The organism is Bradyrhizobium australiense (genome assembly GCF_013114825.1).
In the GTDB taxonomy this organism is placed as follows: Bacteria; Pseudomonadota; Alphaproteobacteria; order Rhizobiales; family Xanthobacteraceae; genus Bradyrhizobium; species Bradyrhizobium australiense.
Genome location: NZ_JAAVLX010000009.1, coordinates 147,837 through 166,985, shown reverse-complemented (window position 1 = coordinate 166,985; position 19,149 = coordinate 147,837). Strand labels below are relative to the sequence as shown.

Below are 19,149 nucleotides of genomic sequence, written 5' to 3'. Positions count from 1 at the left end.
TATCGAAACACGCCCTGAATGTCCGATGAACATATTTCAAAGATCGGAAGTCAAATCCCCGGCCACGAGGGCCACGGGATAGTTGCGACTCGGCGAACAGATGTTCAGCGTCGCCACGCTATCGCATTTCGTAATAGCCGTTTCGTCGATAGTGATAGCCCGGGCGGCCTTCCTGATACTGCCGTGGCACCGTGCCCGTCGGATAGCAGAGCCCATCGCGAATATCGCGGTCCGCGCCATGGCCGCATGGTACCGGCCGCCGGCCGCCGCCGTACTCGAGCGGGTAATACCGGCCCGATTGAAATCGCGGCGGCACCATTCCGTTCGGGTAGCACTTGCCGTCCCGCTCATCGAGATCATAGCCATGGCCGCACGGCGGCGGATGGCCGTGACGACGGTACCGGATTTCCTCGACCAAGATTTCCTCGATCAAGACTTCCTTGGCCAAGGGCGTGCTTTCGCTCTGCGGGTAGGCAGGCACTCCCAATTGTAGCGCGAGGGCCACGCCGGCAATGCTAGCGAACATCTTTCGGTCCCTCCGGTGAACACCAAAACTCTGTCTGCAGCCGAAACCCGCTCCGGAGCGGCTACGGCGGATTGTAACGCTCCGACATCGATTTTGTGGGGTGCTATGAAGCTGGCCAGTGCGAATGACGATGCACTCGCTACCCGAGCCAGGCCCCGCTCCGAGGGCCGCCAAATTCAACATCCCTCTTCGAGGTCGTTGCCGAGACTTTCGCTCCGGCCGTAGCGGCGGCATCAGTAGTAGCAGCGGAGCTATGGAACTTTCCGTTTTTTCCCGATTTAATGCCAAAGTATTCCGTTTTTGTCCCAATTTAATGCGAGAGTATGGAGAGTGCAGGAATGGCCAAGCGCTGGAGTGATGAGGATATTAAAAATCTCAAGAATCTCGCTCAGCATTATTCAGCCCAAGCAATAGCAGAGAAGATGGATCGACCCGTGGGTGGGGTGGCCTTCAAGGCTCACCAGCTAGGAGTACCTTTAAAGCCGCGCTCACGGCTCACCCGCCCGGCGGCCAAGGACCTCCATCGGACAGGAGATCGACAGGGGGCAACATGACGAATGCCACCGAGGCGCCACCGCCGGCGCCTGAGGGGCATTTCGTGTCTACGCTCACGCGCTAGCCGGTGCGGTAGGCATCCAGCGCGTGGGCGATGAAGATCCCCACGCTGACCAGGGCGAGGATCGCTGCTGAGAGCTCGATCATTGTTCGGCCTCCCGCTTAACCATTGCAGCGAGGATTCTGTGGCGTGGTTGGCTCCAGATGAGATTGAAAGAGAATTGCACGGCGCCGTCCCTGTTTTTGTTAATAACCAGGTACGCAGCCATTTGTTTCAGGCAGCGGCCGAGCAGTCTCGAACTCGACGTTTGGCGAGGGATAGCGGAGCTAAAAGGAAAAGCGAGGCGTTCGGCCAGCGCAAACGCTTCAGCTTAGGTTTCCAGACATGAGGTTGGGAACCAAACTATTGCTTTCGACGGTGGCATTCTGGACAAAGCCAGCGTCATCAACCCGGATCCCGAGCTGAGCAACGGTCCCTAGAAGACCATGGCGTTAATTTCTTCTTAAGTATTCGGCTGAGATAATTCACAGTTTAAGAAACTGCGAATCATCGGGCTGGAGATTTGCCATGCTGACGACGGTTCTCCTGATGGCTTTGACCGCGCTGGCCGCTTGCACAGCTATTCTTGTCCGCTTCGAATTGTTAGCCCGAAAGCGAAGAGCGTCATAACTACTTCAGACGGTAAGCAATGCCCATTGGGGCGGTAAGCAATGCCCATTGGGGCGGCGGGGTAGAGCAGCCGGACATCGGGAGCCGAACGGCTGCATAGAGCTACAGGTCGAAGACCACGCCAAGTCTGTACTCTCTGCGCCACACAACGCGACAAGGGAGCTTTAGCTTGTCATCCGGCAAGATCAATGTGAACTCGTCGGGAATGCGGATCAGCTCGGAAAAGTCCAGCGCCGCGCCCGTGCTCGATATGTCACGAACGACACAAGGATACTTGTCGCCGCCGTAGTCGATCTTGGCGGGTTTCATCACGCGAACACGTGGAGCAATTCGAGTATCCACCATCGCAATAATCCGACTTGAAATATTCGCTTTAGTAGCACTGAATTCTTAAAACGCTCCAAAGATAGAACCCGCTTCAGCCACATCGTGCGTTCTCAAATAGCGGCCTCTGCTTAAGGGCGCGTCCACGATTGTGAACTCGTCAGATGACAAGGAGCGACGGAAGTTCCTGGAAGAGCGAAAGAAAATTGCTGCCTAGGGATTATCGTCGGCGGATCTACATTGTAATCGGCGCAATGCCGCCCGGGAAAACGGACCTATTATTATTATTACATCCCGGACGCGCGTCGTGCCTTCTGGGATCACCCCGAAAGCGGATGGAGTTTTAACGCAAGTCAGTCTGGTATTACCTCGTCCATCGCAACATCGTGGAATCTTTGGAAGGGTTGACGGCCTAAAGCCGCCCAGTGGCCCGCCGGTTCACGCTGGCGGGCCTGTCCTTTGTCGGCGCCCGTACAGACGCTGGCCCGATGGCTGGCTATTCTTTGATGGCCCCTGGCTGCACGCCCCCAAGCCCCTAGCCGGGGGTAATCTCGCGGTTGGCGGCCCCGGTGCGTTGCGTATTGCCGGGGCCGCTAAACCTGTCAGGTCAACGCCCGACGCACATCATGGATTGCCGACTCCATCGGTGATATGGGCCGCAAGGCGGTGTTGGCCGGGACGTGGCCGGGCACTCGTTCCGAACGGGCAAACCTTGCTGCCATCCATCGCGGACACAAGCCCCTTCAGACGTGCTGCTGCACCCAACCCCACATCCGCCGGCGGCCAAAGCTGGTTCGGCAATAGCAAAAGCTACAAAGAAGGCCCCAGAGCAAGCAAGGCGGATCATCATGGCGGCTCCTCGTTGTCTTGAGTGCACGGGTTAACATTGGCTCCTTGAAAACCGTTCCTTTGCTCATGCTTGGGTCCAAGCTGCCGCCGGTCCACGCCGCCGAGCCGGTCGAATAATCGTCCCGTTGTGTTCACTTTCGAACAGACGTTTCCACCCTTTCCCGGTTCAATGACTGCTTTCGCCACCAAAGTATATTTGCTTGTCGCCCGGCGGCCGCAAATGACCGCCGGGCTTTTGGCGAGGGCTGGTGGCCAAGCACGTCTATTCCACAAGACGAAGAGTCCGGCGCTTTTTCATTCGGTCGAGAGCGTGGACCACCTCGTCTCGATCAAGAACGGTTATTAGCCGGTGCACCGTCAGTGTGGCGTCGCGCGGGCCGGGTGCGATGTATTCCCCGAGGATGCGCCTGGCATCCTCCATGGCCCGCAGTATGATGTCCTGGTCCGGGGTGTTCATGGTACGCGCCTTACTGAGCGACTCAAATTCAGGAAAATGAACTTGGTTCCTACTGGTTTATGTCCTGTGGCGAACCAGGATTCCGACCGTTAAAAGAAGAGACCCCAGCCGGCGGGGCTGGGGCCGTTCTTGAAACCGTACCAACCGGGGGACGCTGGTCGGCACGCACAGCTAACCGCGCTCACCCGGAGTCGTTCCTAAACCTGAGCAGAGCTAGCTATGACGGCAGCTTGCTTGAGCAAGATCAACTTGAGCCTATTCGCCTTACGTTTTTGTTCGCACCGAGCGACCCGACGCATCGGGCCGTTGAGGTTACGAGTCATAGGAACCCGGGCCTCGTTCTTTTTAGGCCATCTAATTACCGGCTAAGGCCATCTAAGTTACCGGCGCGAACAGCGCAAAAATGCTATGTCGGGAACCGGACAAAGGTGCTAATTTAAGGTCCATCACCGCTCGATCCTAGGCTGGTATCGGTGACTGAGAGTGCTGCACGCTCCCGCGATCCACGCGGTGAGTCCATGTGTGAGCGATGCAAACAGCTAGACGAGAAAATCACGCACTACCGCCGGTTTGCGAATTTTCCGTTTGACCCCCTCACATGTGAGCGCGTCGCTTGCCTGATCGCCAAGCTTCAGGACGAGAGGAATTCCATCCATTCCGCAACAGGCTCCGAGCCGCAGCCGCAACCGTAAGGCTACACATGCGTCGCTATTATTTTGACTTGCGAGAAGGCGATGACATCTCCCCCGACGAGGAGGGCATGGAATTCGCCACCGTTGAAGCGGTGCAGCAAGAGGCCGCCCGCTCCCTTGCCGATATGGCGAGGGACGCGGTCATGAAACGTCACAATGGAGCGGCGTCCGACTTGGCAGTCGACGTGCGGGACGAAAACGGGCCGGTGCTGCATGTGAAGTTCACAGTTGAAATTGACCGGCACAGGCGGTGAACGCCGCCTCAATTGGCGGCCGTCTGGCGGGCCGTCCGCTCAAATAATTTTTACGCTTGGTTCACTTTTGGACAGACGTTGCCGCTTTTTCCCGCTTCAATATTGGCTTTCCTGCTTCAAATTGTATTTACGTATTGCCCGGCGGCCGTAGATGGACCGCCGGGCTTTTCGTATTCGTGAGCAAGTGGTTTATCCACTAGTCGAAGCGCGGATGCCGTTTCATGCGATCTAAAGCGCGAACGACTTCCTCTCTATCGAGAACGGCCAAACCCGGTGCACTGTTTTAGTAGCATCGCGCGGCCCTGGTGCGATGTATTCGCCAAGGACCCTTCATTGCCTTCAACGCGGTGTCCTCATCCGGAGTGTTCATGGTGCACGCCCTTACTGTGCGGACCCAAACCGGGAAATGAAGTTCTTTCCTATTCTCGTTTTGGAAGGAGCAAACGGCCCGGCTTTGCTGCTGCGCCCAGGACCACTAGACATCATGGACGCTACAGGAGTTGTTGTCTGTGCGCCGGTGGACAAATAGGCAAAATTTTGCGCGTAACTCATGCTCGCCAACAATTGACAGCTTCTTTTGGTTACTGAATCATTGGGAAAAATTGGCAAGGCGCCCCAATGCTGGACTATAAAGCGCATCTTGAGAAACTGCGGAAGGACGCCGCCGAATGCGCACTCGTCCGGGACCTCGCTGCGGAAAAAGCCAAGCGTGAATTGTACGATCGGCTATATCGCCATCTAGATCAGCTAGCCGACGAGGTTGAGCGGGCCATGAACAAATCCAAAGCCAGCCAAGCGTAGGCCCTTCAAGGGTGCCTTCAAGCTCACAGAGAGCCCAGCACCCGCAAAACGATCGCGGACTACGAAGATCACTAGCTCGCGTAATCGGTCCTGCGGCCGATGCGGTTCACTCCAAAACCTCATATTCAAACGCGACGCCTTCGGGGTCGTTCTCCTCGAACCAGTTTCCGCGGCGTCTACATTCGCGAAGACGTTGATGTGCTCGTCGATTGCTTGTGGGTGTTGACGTGGACAAAAACTGTCATTGGTCTCTTCAGCTTGCGCTTGCCCCAATGATGACTCTTGCGTTCGGGATCAAAGACCTGCTCGACGTGACGGTTCAACGCCCGCATGACGCCGATCCGGGCCAACATGGTCGGGCCGCCGTTCTCCGCAACGAGGATTAGTGCCTCCATGGCGGCCTGCCATTCCCGCGCCGCGTCCTCTGCCTGCGGCAGCTTTATGGTGTAGCTGGCTGCATCCTCCAGGGTGAGGAGCCGCCGGCCCTTTGGAAGCAGGAAAGAGCAGGGCGGTCCGACGAAAGGGCGCGGCTCGGCGGCCGGAGTTGGTAATGCCGGAGCAGTGGTACGACGAGAAAGGCGATAGCTCGCCATGGATCAGGGCGCTCGCCGAACTGCGCCAGCGGGCCACGCGCGAGGGCTACTGCTATCAGCACGTCCAGGCGATCGCAGTCGCGATCGATCAGTACGCCGAGAAGGCGCGGGGCAACCGCGATTACTTCCTCAACAGGCCCTACCGCATTGGCGGGAGCAGGAAGGCCAGCGACGTGCCGTGACACTCACGCTGATAGGTCTTTCTTCTGCCCGCACGCTTCAGCCTAGCGACAATGAGCAGCGCGACCAGTGCGGCAATCAGAACGATGAGGCCGATTGGATAGGTATCCATGATAAACCCCGTGCACTGTGTGCGCGGGGTGTACTCGCTAAAAAATCAGGCCAGGGCGATGACCCGAAGTTTCCCATAACTTATTGATACCATTGGTGAGCGCGGAGGGACTCGAACCCTCGACCCCATGATTAAAAGTCACGTGCTCTACCGCCTGAGCTACGCGCTCACTCGCCGCGCTGTGTAGGGGGCGGGCCCCTGCGGGTCAATAGCAACCCCGCGGCAAATTCGTGGTTCGTTTGATTCCCAATTCTCTTTAGAGAGCTAAAGGTTAGTTCGGATTCTTCAACCCGCCAGCGCCAATCGATCCACGGGCGAGTCGCGGTTCTGATTGAAATCAGAACCGTGATCGCCTCCTATTTGACGCGTTTTCCTGGCGCGAACCGGGATCCACTTCGCTCGAAAACGCTACGTTAGTTGACCTCCCGGCGAATCTCGGAGGCGACCGGCTGGGACTGGGTGTTGACCGTCGGCAGGGTGACCGGGCGCAGCCCAATCAGTTCCGCCGTCCGCACCGCGCTGTTACGCCAGAAGGCGAAGGAGTTGATGCGGGAGTTTTCCAGCAGTGCGATCGTAACCGCCGCGAGGAACGGCAGGCTTTGCAGCACCAGCACGCCCGCGAAGATGTAGATCTCGCGGACCTGCTTGTAGCCGTTCGTCACGACCAGCACGGTGGCGCCGACCAGCAGCAGCACCCCGATCACGGCCTCCCAGAACGCCTGGAATTCGATCGACATGCGCGACAGGCCACCTTTGGAAGTGCGGGCGAAGGCGAGATGCTCGGTAATCAGGCCTTGGGCCACGGCGCGCGACACCGTCCATTGCACGCTCATTGCCGCGATCATGGCGCCAAGCATCTGGCCGGCTTTGACATGCACGCGCAGGCGATACAGCGCCACGAAATGCACCAGCGAAACGACGAAGGAGGCGATGATCGGTAGCGTCAGGATCTTGTCGGGAATGGCGATGTCGGCAAACGCGACGATCGGCACCCAGATCAGGTTGAGGATCGCCACCACCACGCCCAGGCTTTCGGCCCCGAGCCAGTTCAGCCAGCCCAGCGAGAATTCGCGGCGCTGGTCCGGCGTCAGCCGGCTCGCGCCGGGCAGGAAACGACGCCAATGCTTCTTGACGATCTGGAAGCCGCCATAGGCCCAGCGGTGGCGCTGCTTCTTGAACGCCTCATAGGTGTCGGGCAGGAGGCCCTCGCCATAACGGACGTTGGTGTAGTGCGTCAGCCAGCCTTGCTCCTGGATGGTCAGGCCGAGATCGGTATCCTCGCAGATGGTGTCGCCGGACCAGCCGCCGGCCATATCCATCGCCGAGCGGCGGATCAGGCACATCGTGCCGTGCACGATGATCGAGTTGAACTCGTTGCGCTGGACCATGCCGATGTCGAAGAACCCGGCATATTCGCCATTCATGATGTAGTGCATCAGCGAGCGGTCGCCGTCGCGATGCTCCTGCGGCGCCTGCACCAGGCCGACGCGCGGGTCGGCGAAAACAGGCACAAGATCCTTCAGCCAGTCCGGATGCACCACGTAGTCGGCGTCGATGATGCCGATGATCTCGGCATCCGCCGCGGTGCGGTCCATGGCGATGCGAAGCGCGCCGGCCTTGAAGCCCTGCACCTTCTCGGCATTGATGAACTTGAAGCGTTCGCCGAGCGCGCGGCAGTGATCCTGGATCGGCCGCCAGAATTCCGGGTCGGGCGTGTTGTTGATGATGCAGACGCATTCGAAATTCGGGTAGTCGAGCCGCGACACCGCATCGAGCGTCTGCTTCAGCATCTCGACCGGCTCGTGGTAAGCGGGGATGTGAATTGAAACCTTCGGGAAGGCGACGTTCTCGCCGATGGTGGCAGGGGCCAATGCCGCGCTCTTGGCAATCAGCCGGCGTGGACCGCGGCCGAACGCAACCGCCGCGATTTCGTCGATGCGCGCCATAGCGATCAGGACCAGCGGCACCAGGAGGATCAGGCCGAGCGTCAGCGCAAACGCCGAGCCAAACACGAAATAGTGGCCGGCCCAGTAGGCGAACACGGTGGAACCCCAAGCGCCGATGCCGTTCGCTGCCGCTGACAGCACCAGCGCCTGCAAGATTGTCGGCTGCTCGAGCCGCAGGATCGGCAGCGACATCAGGATGCCGACCAGCAGCGCGATCGCAGCGAGCTTCCAGTAATTCTCGTTCACGATCGGGCCGGTCCAGGCGAATTTCGGTTCGCGATTGGCATCGAGGATGCCCCAATAGGGGCCGACGCCGCCTTCGAAGAATTTCCAGGGCTGATCGATCGCCTCGACGATGTTGTAGTCGATGCCGATGGCTTCGGCGCGGGTGACGAAATTGCGCAGCACCGAGGCCTGTTCGAACGGGCCGGGCTCGGCGTTCCTCAAATTGTATCCGGCGCTCGGCCAGCCGAACTCGGCAATCACGATCCGCTTGCCGGGAAACTGTTCGCGCAGCAATTGGAACATGGCCACCGCCTGATCGACGGCCTGCTTGTCGGTGAAGTTCTCCCAATAGGGCAGCACGTGCGCGGCGATGAAATCGACCGAGGACGCCAGTTCCGGATTGTCGCGCCAGATGTTCCAGATCTCGCCGGTCGTCACGGGGACGTTGACGGATTTCTTGACTTGCTTGATCAGCTCGATCAGGTCGTTGATCTTCTGCTCGCCGCGGAAAATGGTTTCGTTGCCGACGACGATTCCGTTGACGTTGCTGTTGCGCTTGGCGAGGTTGATCGCCGCCTCGATTTCGCGCTTGTTGCGATCGGAATTCTTGTCGATCCAGGCGCCGACGGTGACCTTCAGCCCGAACTCGGCGGCGATCGGGGGCACCAGTTCGACGCCACCGGTCGAGGAGTAGAGACGAATCGCGCGCGTGATCGTCGACAGCTTCTTGAGGTCGGCGCGGATCTTTTCGATCTGCGGAATATTGTCGACGTCAGGATGAGCCGTCCCTTCGAACGGCGCATAGGAGACGCTCGGCAAAATGCCCCTGAAATCGGGCGCCGTTTGTTTTTCCTGGAACAGGCTCCACAGCCCGGCGTGAGCTGCGGTCACAAACAGCAGAACGGCAACGACGGCGCGCATCGGCGGCTAAACCATACGGGGCTGCGATTTATGGAAAGCGAACCTGTCCCCAAGGTTCGACCGACACGGCGGCGTCATAAGGATAGTCCTGCCCTGCGAATTCACAACTGGTATGACGCCATGACTTTTTTAAGGACGGCGTTTTAAGGGCGCGACCAATCCAAACGCCGGATCATTAGGATCGTTCCGGTGAACGTATCTTGAATACCGGACGTCTACTTCGCCGGCGGGGCAGGCGCGGCGCTGGGGGCCGGCGAGGGCGAAGCGGCCGGCGCAGGCGTCGCGTTGCCGGCGGTCGCAGGCGGCGGGCTGGCTGCCGCGGCAGCCTGGGGCTGGGCGCCCGGATTGATCCAGCAGACGTGGATGCGGCTGTCGAGGGTTTCCGCCACTTTGGGGTCGATCTGTCCGCCAAACCGGGTCAGGCAGCGGAAGGTGGCCTGGACATGCCCGCCGGGGCAGCCGAACCGGTCATAGAGATCGAGGTGCCGGAACGCCGTATCGAGGTCGTCGCGCCACATCAGGCGAACCACCCGACGGCCGAGCCAGACGCACTCGGGATTTCCGGCCGGGCCGTTAATGGCCTGAGCCGCCTCGACGAATTCGTCGGCCTTGCGCTGGTTGTCCTTGTTGGCGTCGGCGGCATTGGCCGGCGGCTTGCCTTGCTGATCCTGCGGGGTCGGGCTGCCGCTCTGGGCAAACGCCCCGGCCGATCCGATCAGGAGGGCCAGGCCCGCCGCGGCGAAGCGCCTCAAAACCGCAACTCTTGGATCAAGCACCCGTCGACGCATACATTCCCCGATCAATTTCCTGCCGCGAGCGGCTGGTGTGGTGTTCTGGCTTGTTGCCGCCCAAATAGGTCTCCAATGCGGCGGACAACCAGGCGATTCACATGACGGGTATTTCAGATTTTGTCCAGCAAAGTCACAACTTTATCACGGGCACTGGTAAAACTGTCGCGGGGACGACGGTGGAATAGGGCCATCGTGCATCTTGGCAGAACGCCGACGAACGGGTAATCGACGGTCCCCGCCCGGAGGATGGAACCGATTTCTCTTCGTACGCCGCTGGCGCTTCTCCTTTCATCGCTTGGTATGATCGCGGCGCTTTGGTGGTGGCTCGCCACGCCGATTACGCTTCCGCGCGCGCCGATCGACCCCACTGCCAAGCTGCAATGCGTCTCCTATGCGCCGTTCCGCGGCGTGCAGAATCCGCTGATCCCGACCACGCAGATCCCCCCTGAACAGATCGCGCAGGACCTGGCGCAACTCGCCAAGATCACCGACTGCGTGCGGACCTATTCGATCGACAATGGGCTCGACCAGGTTGCGGCACAGGCCGCCAAGGTCGGCTTGAAGGTGATCCAGGGAATCTGGCTCTCGAGCAATCGGATCAAGAACCTTGCCCAGATTTCGGTTGCGATCGAGCTGACCAAAGAACATCCAGGCACGATTACCGCGCTGGTGGTCGGCAATGAAGTGCTGCTGCGCGGCGAGATGACGACATCGGATCTCGCGGCCCACATCCGCTCGGTCAAGTCGCGGGTCACCGTGCCGGTGACCTATGCCGATGTCTGGGAATTCTGGTTGCGCAATCGCGAAATTTACGATGCGGTCGACTTCGTCACGATTCACATCCTGCCGTACTGGGAAGACATGCCGGTGCGCGCGAAGCACGCCGCCGGCCATGTCGACGATATCCGCCGGCGGATGGCGGTGGCATTTCCGAACAAGGAAATCCTGATCGGCGAGACCGGCTGGCCGAGTGAGGGGCGGATGCGCGAAGGCGCACTGCCGTCGCGCACCAACCAGGCGCGGGTGGTGTCCGAAATCCTCGATCTCGCCAAGCGCGAAAAGTTTCGCGTCAACCTGATCGAGGCCTATGACCAGCCATGGAAGCGTCAGCTCGAAGGCACCGTCGGCGGCTATTGGGGCATGATCAATGACGCGCAGCGGGCGGTGAAATATCCGCCCGGAGAGCCGATCAGCAATTATCCGTTCTGGAAGCTGCAGATGGCATGCGGAATGGCGCTCAGCGCCTTCGTGTTCCTGACGGCCTGGCTGACGCTGCGGCGGCGGCCGTGGAAGCCGCGGCTGGCTTCGTGGGTCGCGGTCGGGACGTCGGCAACAACCGCCGGCATGCTGCTCGGGGTCGCCGCCGACAAGATGTATTTTGAGAGCTACGGGGCAGGCGGCTGGCTGCAATGGGGGGCGCTATTGGCAGCCGCCATCGCGTCACCGCTGCTGTGCGCGAATGCTGCGATGTCGGGACGGCCGCTGCCGACCTTCCTCGAACTGCTCGGTCCGCGCGAGGGCCGGACCAAGTCGGTGCTGTCGGCGCTATTGGGTCTTGTGGTTGTCGTCACCACGCTGATCGCGGCGGAAACCGCGCTCGGCTTTGCGTTCGATCCGCGCTATCGCGATTTTCCGTTCGCTTCGCTGACCATGGCCGTGGTGCCGTTCGCGGCGCTGATGCTGCTCAACCGGCCGAAAGACGGCGTTCGCCCGATTGCCGAATCCGCTTTTGCCGGCTTGCTGATTGCTGCCGCGCTCTTCACCGGATTCAACGAAGGCAATCAGAACTGGCAGGCGATGTGGACGTGCGCGATCTATCTCTTGCTGGCGATTACGCTGTGGCGGGCGCGGGCCGAGCAAATCCCAAAATGAGCAGACCGATCGCAATTCCCGACAGCGCGATATTGTAGAGCACGATCCCGAACCCCGCCGCGATAAGCCCGCCGGTCAGCAGCACGATCGACGGCCGCATCACGTGAAGCGTCGCGATCACAAGCGCGGTGATGCCGAATACCGAATTCTTGAACAGGTAGGTGACGAGCGTCCGCGATTTGCACAGCATCGTTTGCAGGCCGGCGTCGCAGGCCAGCGCAACGGTCGAGAGCTCGATCGCGAGATAGCGCAGATAGAGCGCGTAGCCGACGGTGACGAAACCGACCACCAACAGGAATTGAACTTGATAGGGCGTAAGCCGGAACGGGGACTTTTTCATCGGCGCAATATGGTCGGGATTGCTGGCCGGGACAAGCGTTCGCAGGCAGCGAGAATGCAAGTCAGAATATTGTCGTAACGTCCTGTAGTCAAAAGCCTATTGCGAGCTTTTCTTGCCGAAGAAGGACGACAATGTCGTCTGTGTTGTCGTCGTCTGCGTTGTCGCCGCCGGCGGTTCCGGCTTCTTCGGCACCTCCTCAACGACCGTCGCCGCCGCCCGCTTGGCGATGCTGCGCCGGCGCGGCGTCGGCTTGGCGGCGGTGGACGGCGCATCGTCGGATTTCACCGACAGCCGCTGGCCATCGAAGATCGTGGTCTCGCAAGGACGGCTGTTTTCAGCCAGGACGGCGCAGATTTTCGCGGCGACGCCGGCGTCGTTCAGCGGACCGGCGACCAGGCGAAGCTGCATGCCGAGGCCGTTGGTGCCTTCCTTGATGACGATGATCGGGCGCAGTGCCGTCAGGGGGGCGTTCGATCTCGATTTCAAAAGCCCGCGCCACAACGCGCGCAGACCGTTGACCGAATTGGCGCTGCCGAGATCGACCCCGAACTCGGTTCGCTGCAGGGAGACTTTCGGCGCAGTGGCTTCGTCCGCCTCCGCATCGGTCGGCGCCGCCGCGATCACGTCGGGAATCGGGCTCGCGATCACCGGGGTCGGCGCTTTGCCCGGCTCGATCAATTTGCCGGCGACGGGATCGGACGGAACCATCGTCGACTGTGCGGCCATCGGTGGGGTGGCGGGCGAAGGCTTTGCCGGCTCCGGCTTGGCGCTGTCGGCCTTTACCGTGTCGGTTTTTATTGTGTCGGCTTTGGCCGTTTCCGGCTTGGCGCTATCGGCTTTGGCGGCGTCGGTCTTTGCCGTGTCCTTCTCCGCAGGCGAGACCGTCGCCGGGGCAGGCTCGGCGGTGGAGGTAACGGGCTTGTCAGCCACGGGCGCTGCGGCCGCCGCGGTAGCTACCTGCGCGATGCTTGGCGATGGCGGTTTTTGGGCGGTCTGCGGTTCGGCATTGGCAACAGGCGGCGAACCCTGCACGGAACCCTGGCGAGCGATGGCGCCGGTGACGGAATCGAGCCCCTGTTCCAGGCTGGTGACACGGGAATACAGCCGATCGCGGTCGCCGTTGAGCGTATCGATCGCGGCGGCGAGCCGCCGTGCCTCGTTCTGGGTTTCCTTGGCTATCAGCTGAATTTGCTGCGCCTGCCGGGTGAGATCAGCGGCAGCAACCTGCTCGCGCTTCAATCCAAGCGACGACTGGTTGGCCATCACGGCCAGAATCACCGCGGCGGTCGCGCCCACGCCCCAGCATCCGATCCGCCACAGCGCGCGGCGGTCGAGTTCATCTTCGTCGGCCAACAGGTTGCTCAGCACGCCGCCGCTGTCATCCGCCTCGAAGTCTGCGAGATGGTCGGGTTTCCTGGCCAAACGCCTTTGGCCCTCCTCAAGGCCTGCCGAATCACAGGGCAAACATTAACAGGAAAAGTCCCGCCGACTTGAATCCGGAGGTTTGCGGGCGGCGAATCGGTTTGATCTCCGGGGGAAAACAATTAAAGACGGCCGGCAAACCTTGTTCGCCTGAGGACCAGAATGACCGCTCGATCCAGCCTGACAGTCGTGCTTGCGGCCGGTGAGGGCACGCGCATGCGATCCTCGCTGCCGAAGGTGCTGCACCAGGTCGCCGGCCAATCGCTGCTGGCGCATGTGCTGGATGCGGCCCCGCACGGCGCGGGCGCCTCGCTTGCGGTCGTGATCGGGCCGGACCACAAGGCGGTCGCCGACGAGGTCAGGCGCGTCCGCGCCGATGCTGCCAGCTTTGTTCAGGCCGAGCGACTCGGCACGGCACACGCCGTGCTGGCCGCCCGCGAGGCGATCGCGCGCGGCGCCGACGATCTGCTGGTCGCGTTCGGCGATACGCCGCTGATTTCGGCCGAGACCTTTACGCGGTTACGCGCGCCGCTGGCGAAAGGCGCGGCGCTGGCCGTGCTCGGCTTCCGCGCTGCCGACCCGACCGGTTACGGCCGGTTGCTGCTTCAGGGCGATCGTCTGATCGCGATCCGCGAACACGCCGACGCGACGGATGAAGAGCGCAAGGTCACGCTGTGCAATGCCGGCGTGATGGCATTCGACGGCGGCCAGGCTCTTAAAATTCTCGACCGGATCGGTAACGCCAACAGCAAGGGCGAGTATTATCTGGTCGATGCCGTCACCATCGTCAGGGAAATGGGATTGGAGGCCGTCGTGATCGAAACCAGCGAGGATGAAGTGCGCGGGATCAACGACAAGGCGCAACTTGCCGAGGCGGAAGCAGTGATGCAGACGCGTTTGCGCAAGGCCGCACTTGATGCCGGCGTGACACTGATTGCCCCCGACACCGTCTATCTCGCCGCCGATACCAAATTCGGCAAGGACGTGACCATCGAGCCTTTCGTGGTGATCGGCCCCGGCGTTACCATCGACGACGGCGCGGTGATCCATTCATTCACGCACATCGTGCACTCCTCGGTCGGCAAGAAGGCTCTGGTCGGTCCGTTTGCGCGAATGCGGCCCGGCACCTCGCTCGGCGAAGGCGCCAAGATCGGCAATTTCGTCGAGACCAAAGCGTCGACCCTAGAGGCCGGCGTCAAGGTCAACCATCTCTCCTACATCGGCGATACCCATGTCGGCGCCAATTCCAACCTCGGCGCCGGCACCGTCACCTGCAACTACGACGGCTTCTTCAAGCACAAGACGCTGATCGGCGAGGGCGCGTTCGTCGGCACCAACTCCTCGCTGGTCGCGCCGGTGAAAATCGGCAAGGGCGCCTATATCGGTTCGGGCTCCGTCATCACGAAGGACGTGCCCGACGATGCAATGGCGGTGGAGCGCAGCCCGCAGAGCAACCGCGAGGGCGGGGCCAAGCGCTACCGCGAAATGAAGCTGCGGGCGAAAAAGCCGAAAGAGGGTTAAGCGGAGCGCTTGTTAAGCTTTCCGCTTCAGACTTGTCTCGATCGGCAACAAGGTTTTCGGTCGAAAATGCCGTGAATAGTCCGGCATATTGCGGAGACTCGCGAAAGCGCCTCTGCAACGCCATCGCAGCACAATTTAGCAATTTGGCTACCAATTGGTGCCAGCATTCCGCCATTGCAGATAGGTCGCGATCGGCGACAGCGAATTCGAAAGGTTAACCCGACCAGCCCGGTTGGCGGTCTCTTTCCTTTGGAGAGGCCCACTATGTTCAGAGGCTTTGTAATGGCAGCCGTGATGCTGCTTGGTGCGTCGCAGCTAGACCAGTATCTCACCCATGGTCGGTATACCGACGCCTCCATGTCGATGCTGAGGCAGATCAGGCACTCGTTCGGTATTTGACCTGCAACCCGGGTGGCGTCGGCTGAATTGCGGCCGCCGGTTAGACCGCCTCGGTTGAAGCCGGAGCGAACGCTTTAACCTTGATGAATGTTTATTCAAGTTCCTGCAACCATCGGCCTCATTCGGCGTCATGCTCAAGTGCGGAGCGCGTTATGGACGACGACAGGGAACATCGTGAGCTTCAAGAGCGGGTGATGCGCTTCCGCGTGATGGAGCGCGAGGTTACCGACCCGCTCGCAATTGGCCTCCTGCATGACATCGTCACAGAACTGGAAGCGGCCCTGGAGCATCCTAAGGAGTAGGGCCAGTCATCAAACGCCCGGCAGCCATTTCGGGCTGCCGGGCGAAAACGCAAATACTAGGTGAACTTAAATGCCGCCGCTGCAATGCGGCCATTCTGACGCGGATTTCGGTACCGTCTATCCGGAAGAGTACGGGCGGGCACGTTCGTCCCGTTGGAACGAACCCTCGCACCTTCGCGGGCCGCTCAGGGCGAAAGGCGGCAATACGCCGCGCTACTTCGGTGCTCCGTTGATTGCCCCGGAGGAACCCTCAGCATTCGTGCCCGTTGCACCGCCATATCAAGCCCAAGGAGGACTTCCAAATGTTGAAGATCGCTCTTTCCGTGGCGGCAGCCGCAGCGCTGCTTACGACTGCCCCGCTCGTCACTCCGGTCAAGGCCCAAGGCGTCGATGTTCAAGTCGGCCGGGACCGCGACTACGATAGGGATCGTGACTATCGCTACGACCGTCGCCGACACTACGACTCCGACACCACAGTTGGCGTCGGCCCAGGGGGTGTCACCATCGGCAAGCGCTGCCGCATGGAGACCACCACGATTGAACGGGACGACGGCCGCAGGATCACGCGCAGGGAGCGCCGCTGCGACTAAACGGCGAGTAACACGGAAAATACTTTGGGGCTCGTTCCGCAATGAGGCGAGCCATGAGGAAAGTCCCATCGCCGGGCGACATTTTTTCTTGCGCTTGCGATCGTAGGCGCCGTTGTCCTGATCGAGATCGGTCGTTTTATCCTTGGGGTTTGATCAGAACGACGATCAGCCTGCACCGGGTTCGCACTAAGACTTGGTTAGTCTTTCTCGGCGTCCGTGCGCGCCAATCGCCCGATCCTACATCGGCGACGCCCATGTCGCCGCCAATTCCAACCTCGCCGCCGGCACCATCACCTGCAACTACGACGGCTTCTTCAAGCACAAGACGCTGATCGGCGAGGTGCGTTCGTCGGCACCAACTCCTCGCTGGTCGCGCCGGCCCGCACGCCGGGCGTTTCATGTGGTTGGTCGGCCTCTGTCCTAGCGATGCCGTTGACGTCCCGACCCGGTTTCGTCATCTGCAGCGCCTATGACCTCGTACTCAAAGACGGCGCCTTCCGGATCGTTCACCAAGAACCACTCATCGGCAAGGTCCGAGTTTGCAAACACCTTGAGATGGTCACGGTCGCCGACCTGTTTCTTTGTATCGACGTAAATCCAGACCGTTTTCATCGATCTCGCGCCAGCTTGTGGCGTCCCAGCGAGGGTCCTTGCGAGATAGGTTAAACTCCTGAACGTGGCCCCGGTTCAATGGTTTCATGACGCCGATCCGTGCAAACATTGTCGGCCCGCTGCTCTCGGCAACGAGGATGAGCGCCTCCATCGCCCCTGCCATTCCGGGATTACGGGATTACGGTGACAGTGCACTTAATCCTCCTCAGCCTGCGGCTTCGGCCCGCGTTTGGCCGGCCTAAGAACGCGGCGGGTCTTCCGCTCGAGCATGTCGAGGAATCTGTGATCGCCGAGCGGACGGCCGATGGTCTTGGCGCCGCGGAGCCGTTCGACCTTATCGGCATCGGGTTCTTCGGACAGGAAATTCGCAATTACGGTGACAGTGCACTCAATTGCATTTTTCGCGAGCGGCGGGTTAAGTGCGCTGTCCCCGTAATTCCACCTGTTTTCCGGTTTCAACCAGGCCCGCCAGTGCGGCGACGACGTGTTGCGGATGTTGGTGACAGGCGGACCACCCGTGCGCGGCGGTGGCGGCATGCCCACCTCATGATTGCTATTTCGCGCTCACTACCGGCATTTCAGATCACCGGAGCCGGATAATCCGGGAACACACCTGGTATCGGCGGCAGGTTGCCGACGTAGCGATTGATTACCCCGAAAAGCGCGCGGATGCCTTAGTGATGATCGAATAGAGATTACACAGTGCAGGCGCGCCGTGGCATCCACATTCGCGAACACTTGATGTGGTCGACGTCGCCGACCTGCTTGCAGAAGCAAATTTAGGAAGCTATGCCGCCGCGTAACCCCTTGCGGACAAGAGGAGGCTGGACGGGGTGCCAGCCTCACTTTTTTAGCTGATAATCTGCTTGACCTTGATGCCGCGCAAGGCCTCGGTGCAGTCAGCTACCAAATGCAAGAGCTCTTCTCGCTTTACGCCTTTCACCCGACGACCTTCCATATTGATGAGAATGAACCTCGCCATGTCGTAGGCGACTTCAAACTGCGATTTGCCGGTAACCTCAACATCGATCTTTTCAGCCATTTCGCTCTCCGCTAGTTGGAATTGGGAGGCCAGCAACCCAGGGGAAAGGCCGAGAGTCTGTCTTCCTTCGCCTCGGTCCGTCTGCGCCAGATCTGCGAGGCTGTTCACTCCAGTACCTCATGCTCGAACGCAACGCCTTCTTCGTCGTTTTCTTGAAGCCATGCTTCAGAGGCATGCTTTGTTGCAAAGACCTAGGTAATCAGCGTCGCTGACTTCCTTGCTTGTGTCGATGTAAATCCAGACCGTCATTGGTCTCTCTTTGGCTTGCGCCGGCCCCAATGCGGATCTTTCCGCTTCGGATTAAACTCCCGAACGTGATGCCGGTTCAGCGCCCGCATGAAGCCGAATTACGGTGACAGTGCGCTTAATCCTCTTCGACACGCGGATTCGGCCCACGCTTGGCCGGCTTGAGAACACGCCGTGTCTTCCGCTCGGCGGCGTCGAGGAATTTGCGGTCGCCGAGCGGCCAGCCGATGCTCTCGGCGCGGCGTAGCCGTTCGATCATGCCGGCATCAGCCTGCTCGGACAGGAAGTGCGCAAAATCCGGATAGCGCTCGCGGACTGGCGCGAGCGCCGTGAGGCCGTCGTCCCGGGCTGCGAGATGGGCGCGCACGCTCGACCAGCGCCACGCCCGCGCGCGGTCGATCAGGCGCGCCCGCACGGGATTGAGCGACACGTAGCGTAGCGCGGCGGCGAGGTGCGCCTCGTCCATCGCCACGCAGTCGAAACGGCCCTGCCAGAAATGCCCGGTCCGCTCGCGGCGCGCGTGAATGATGCCGGCGGTGCACCGGCGCCAGCGCCCGGCGCAGCCCGTCGGCGTCGGACGGCACCAGGATCAGCTGCGCGTGGTTCGGCATCAGGCACCACGCCCAGACTTCCACCCCGGCGGCGCGGCAGGATGCGGCGAGCATGTCGCGATAGAGCGCGTAATCGTCCTCGCTAAAGAACGTGCGCGCACCGCCGTTGCCGCGCTGCGTCACGTGATGCGGGTGGCCGGGAATGACGACACGGGCGAGGCGGGCCATGCGCCAGGATCGATGGTGGAGGGCGAAAAGCCAATTAAGTGCACTGTCACCGTAATGGATCATGAAGCAGACCCCACGTGAAGGTCGACACGCTGAAGATCTACAACCGGCGGGAGAACGATTTCGAC

At 60.7% G+C, this 19,149-nt stretch carries 20 protein-coding genes, 1 tRNA gene and 2 pseudogenes; 9 read left to right on the top strand and 14 right to left on the bottom strand.

The window, feature by feature from the left end:
* Window positions 1-118: 118 nt before the first annotated feature.
* On the bottom strand, window positions 119-526 hold the full coding sequence (locus tag HCN58_RS26650; protein ID WP_171582332.1) for a hypothetical protein: 408 nt from the start codon (window positions 524-526) through the stop codon (window positions 119-121).
* Window positions 527-864: 338 nt separating this feature from the next.
* On the opposite strand from HCN58_RS26650, the gene HCN58_RS26645 reads away from it, so the two are divergent.
* A complete protein-coding gene (locus HCN58_RS26645; protein WP_171582331.1) occupies window positions 865-1,080 on the top strand; it encodes a hypothetical protein in 216 nt (71 codons plus the stop codon).
* A gap of 773 nt (window positions 1,081-1,853) precedes the next feature.
* On the opposite strand, the gene HCN58_RS26640 is transcribed toward HCN58_RS26645, so the two are convergent.
* Entirely contained in the window at window positions 1,854-2,096 is a 243-nt protein-coding gene (locus tag HCN58_RS26640; protein ID WP_171582330.1) for a PilZ domain-containing protein, read from the bottom strand.
* A gap of 1,090 nt (window positions 2,097-3,186) precedes the next feature.
* Entirely contained in the window at window positions 3,187-3,381 is a 195-nt protein-coding gene (locus HCN58_RS26635) for a hypothetical protein (RefSeq protein WP_171582329.1), read from the bottom strand.
* A gap of 700 nt (window positions 3,382-4,081) precedes the next feature.
* On the opposite strand from HCN58_RS26635, the gene HCN58_RS26630 reads away from it, so the two are divergent.
* Both HCN58_RS26630 and HCN58_RS26625 read left to right on the top strand, forming a co-directional pair.
* The gene (locus HCN58_RS26630) at window positions 4,082-4,327 is read left to right on the top strand and encodes a DUF6894 family protein (RefSeq protein ID WP_171582328.1); all 246 of its coding nucleotides are present in this window, start codon (window positions 4,082-4,084) and stop codon (window positions 4,325-4,327) included.
* A gap of 618 nt (window positions 4,328-4,945) precedes the next feature.
* Window positions 4,946-5,128, top strand: a complete 183-nt coding sequence (locus tag HCN58_RS26625; protein WP_171582327.1) for a hypothetical protein — start codon at window positions 4,946-4,948, stop codon at window positions 5,126-5,128.
* A gap of 176 nt (window positions 5,129-5,304) precedes the next feature.
* Here the strand turns inward: HCN58_RS26625 and HCN58_RS37200 are convergent, their stop codons facing one another.
* The 5 genes from HCN58_RS37200 to HCN58_RS26600 all read right to left on the bottom strand — a co-directional run bounded on the left by HCN58_RS37200 (window position 5,305) and on the right by HCN58_RS26600 (window position 9,893).
* Window positions 5,305-5,721, bottom strand: coding sequence for a hypothetical protein (locus HCN58_RS37200; RefSeq protein WP_311966872.1), 417 nt, complete (start codon window positions 5,719-5,721; stop codon window positions 5,305-5,307).
* 139 nt (window positions 5,722-5,860) lie between these two features.
* A complete protein-coding gene (locus HCN58_RS26615; protein WP_171582326.1) occupies window positions 5,861-6,013 on the bottom strand; it encodes a hypothetical protein in 153 nt (50 codons plus the stop codon).
* A gap of 93 nt (window positions 6,014-6,106) precedes the next feature.
* Window positions 6,107-6,182, bottom strand: a tRNA-Lys gene (locus HCN58_RS26610).
* 244 nt (window positions 6,183-6,426) lie between these two features.
* Window positions 6,427-9,105 (bottom strand): glycosyltransferase, encoded by a 2,679-nt coding sequence (locus HCN58_RS26605; protein ID WP_171582325.1) that lies wholly within the window; start codon window positions 9,103-9,105, stop codon window positions 6,427-6,429.
* A gap of 215 nt (window positions 9,106-9,320) precedes the next feature.
* Window positions 9,321-9,893, bottom strand: a complete 573-nt coding sequence (locus HCN58_RS26600; RefSeq protein ID WP_171582324.1) for a beta-1-3, beta-1-6-glucan biosynthesis protein — start codon at window positions 9,891-9,893, stop codon at window positions 9,321-9,323.
* A gap of 249 nt (window positions 9,894-10,142) precedes the next feature.
* Between HCN58_RS26600 and HCN58_RS26595 the strand changes: the two genes are divergently transcribed.
* Window positions 10,143-11,768 (top strand): glycoside hydrolase family 17 protein, encoded by a 1,626-nt coding sequence (locus HCN58_RS26595; protein ID WP_171582323.1) that lies wholly within the window; start codon window positions 10,143-10,145, stop codon window positions 11,766-11,768.
* On the opposite strand, the gene HCN58_RS26590 is transcribed toward HCN58_RS26595, so the two are convergent.
* Window positions 11,728-12,108: a hypothetical protein gene (locus HCN58_RS26590; protein WP_171582322.1), complete on the bottom strand. Its 381-nt coding sequence runs from the start codon at window positions 12,106-12,108 to the stop codon at window positions 11,728-11,730. The genes HCN58_RS26595 and HCN58_RS26590 overlap by 41 nt on opposite strands.
* 96 nt (window positions 12,109-12,204) lie before the next feature.
* Window positions 12,205-13,530: a hypothetical protein gene (locus HCN58_RS26585; protein WP_171582321.1), complete on the bottom strand. Its 1,326-nt coding sequence runs from the start codon at window positions 13,528-13,530 to the stop codon at window positions 12,205-12,207.
* A 162-nt stretch (window positions 13,531-13,692) separates the two neighbouring features.
* Here HCN58_RS26585 and glmU (HCN58_RS26580) point away from each other — a divergent pair, with 162 nt between their 5' ends.
* The 4 genes and pseudogenes from glmU (HCN58_RS26580) to glmU (HCN58_RS26565) form a co-directional block, all read left to right on the top strand.
* Window positions 13,693-15,051 (top strand): bifunctional UDP-N-acetylglucosamine diphosphorylase/glucosamine-1-phosphate N-acetyltransferase GlmU, encoded by a 1,359-nt coding sequence (glmU, locus tag HCN58_RS26580; RefSeq protein WP_171582320.1) that lies wholly within the window; start codon window positions 13,693-13,695, stop codon window positions 15,049-15,051.
* Window positions 15,052-15,602: 551 nt separating this feature from the next.
* Window positions 15,603-15,752 (top strand): hypothetical protein, encoded by a 150-nt coding sequence (locus tag HCN58_RS26575; protein WP_171582319.1) that lies wholly within the window; start codon window positions 15,603-15,605, stop codon window positions 15,750-15,752.
* Window positions 15,753-16,054: 302 nt separating this feature from the next.
* Window positions 16,055-16,342 (top strand): hypothetical protein, encoded by a 288-nt coding sequence (locus HCN58_RS26570; RefSeq protein ID WP_171582318.1) that lies wholly within the window; start codon window positions 16,055-16,057, stop codon window positions 16,340-16,342.
* A 235-nt stretch (window positions 16,343-16,577) separates the two neighbouring features.
* Window positions 16,578-16,720, top strand: a pseudogene (glmU, locus tag HCN58_RS26565) (bifunctional UDP-N-acetylglucosamine diphosphorylase/glucosamine-1-phosphate N-acetyltransferase GlmU); the annotation flags it as partial.
* A 42-nt stretch (window positions 16,721-16,762) separates the two neighbouring features.
* Here glmU (HCN58_RS26565) and HCN58_RS26560 read toward each other — a convergent pair.
* From HCN58_RS26560 to HCN58_RS36120, 4 genes and pseudogenes are all read right to left on the bottom strand, one after another.
* Window positions 16,763-16,954 (bottom strand): hypothetical protein, encoded by a 192-nt coding sequence (locus HCN58_RS26560; RefSeq protein WP_171582317.1) that lies wholly within the window; start codon window positions 16,952-16,954, stop codon window positions 16,763-16,765.
* Between the two features lie 441 nt (window positions 16,955-17,395).
* Window positions 17,396-17,657: pseudogene (locus tag HCN58_RS26555) on the bottom strand (SOS response-associated peptidase family protein); the annotation flags it as partial.
* A 147-nt stretch (window positions 17,658-17,804) separates the two neighbouring features.
* A complete protein-coding gene (locus HCN58_RS26550; RefSeq protein ID WP_171582316.1) occupies window positions 17,805-17,996 on the bottom strand; it encodes a hypothetical protein in 192 nt (63 codons plus the stop codon).
* 364 nt (window positions 17,997-18,360) lie between these two features.
* Entirely contained in the window at window positions 18,361-18,708 is a 348-nt protein-coding gene (locus HCN58_RS36120) for a hypothetical protein (protein ID WP_235983910.1), read from the bottom strand.
* Between the two features lie 58 nt (window positions 18,709-18,766).
* Here HCN58_RS36120 and HCN58_RS36115 point away from each other — a divergent pair, with 58 nt between their 5' ends.
* Window positions 18,767-19,102: a hypothetical protein gene (locus HCN58_RS36115; RefSeq protein ID WP_235983908.1), complete on the top strand. Its 336-nt coding sequence runs from the start codon at window positions 18,767-18,769 to the stop codon at window positions 19,100-19,102.
* Window positions 19,103-19,149 lie beyond the last annotated feature (47 nt).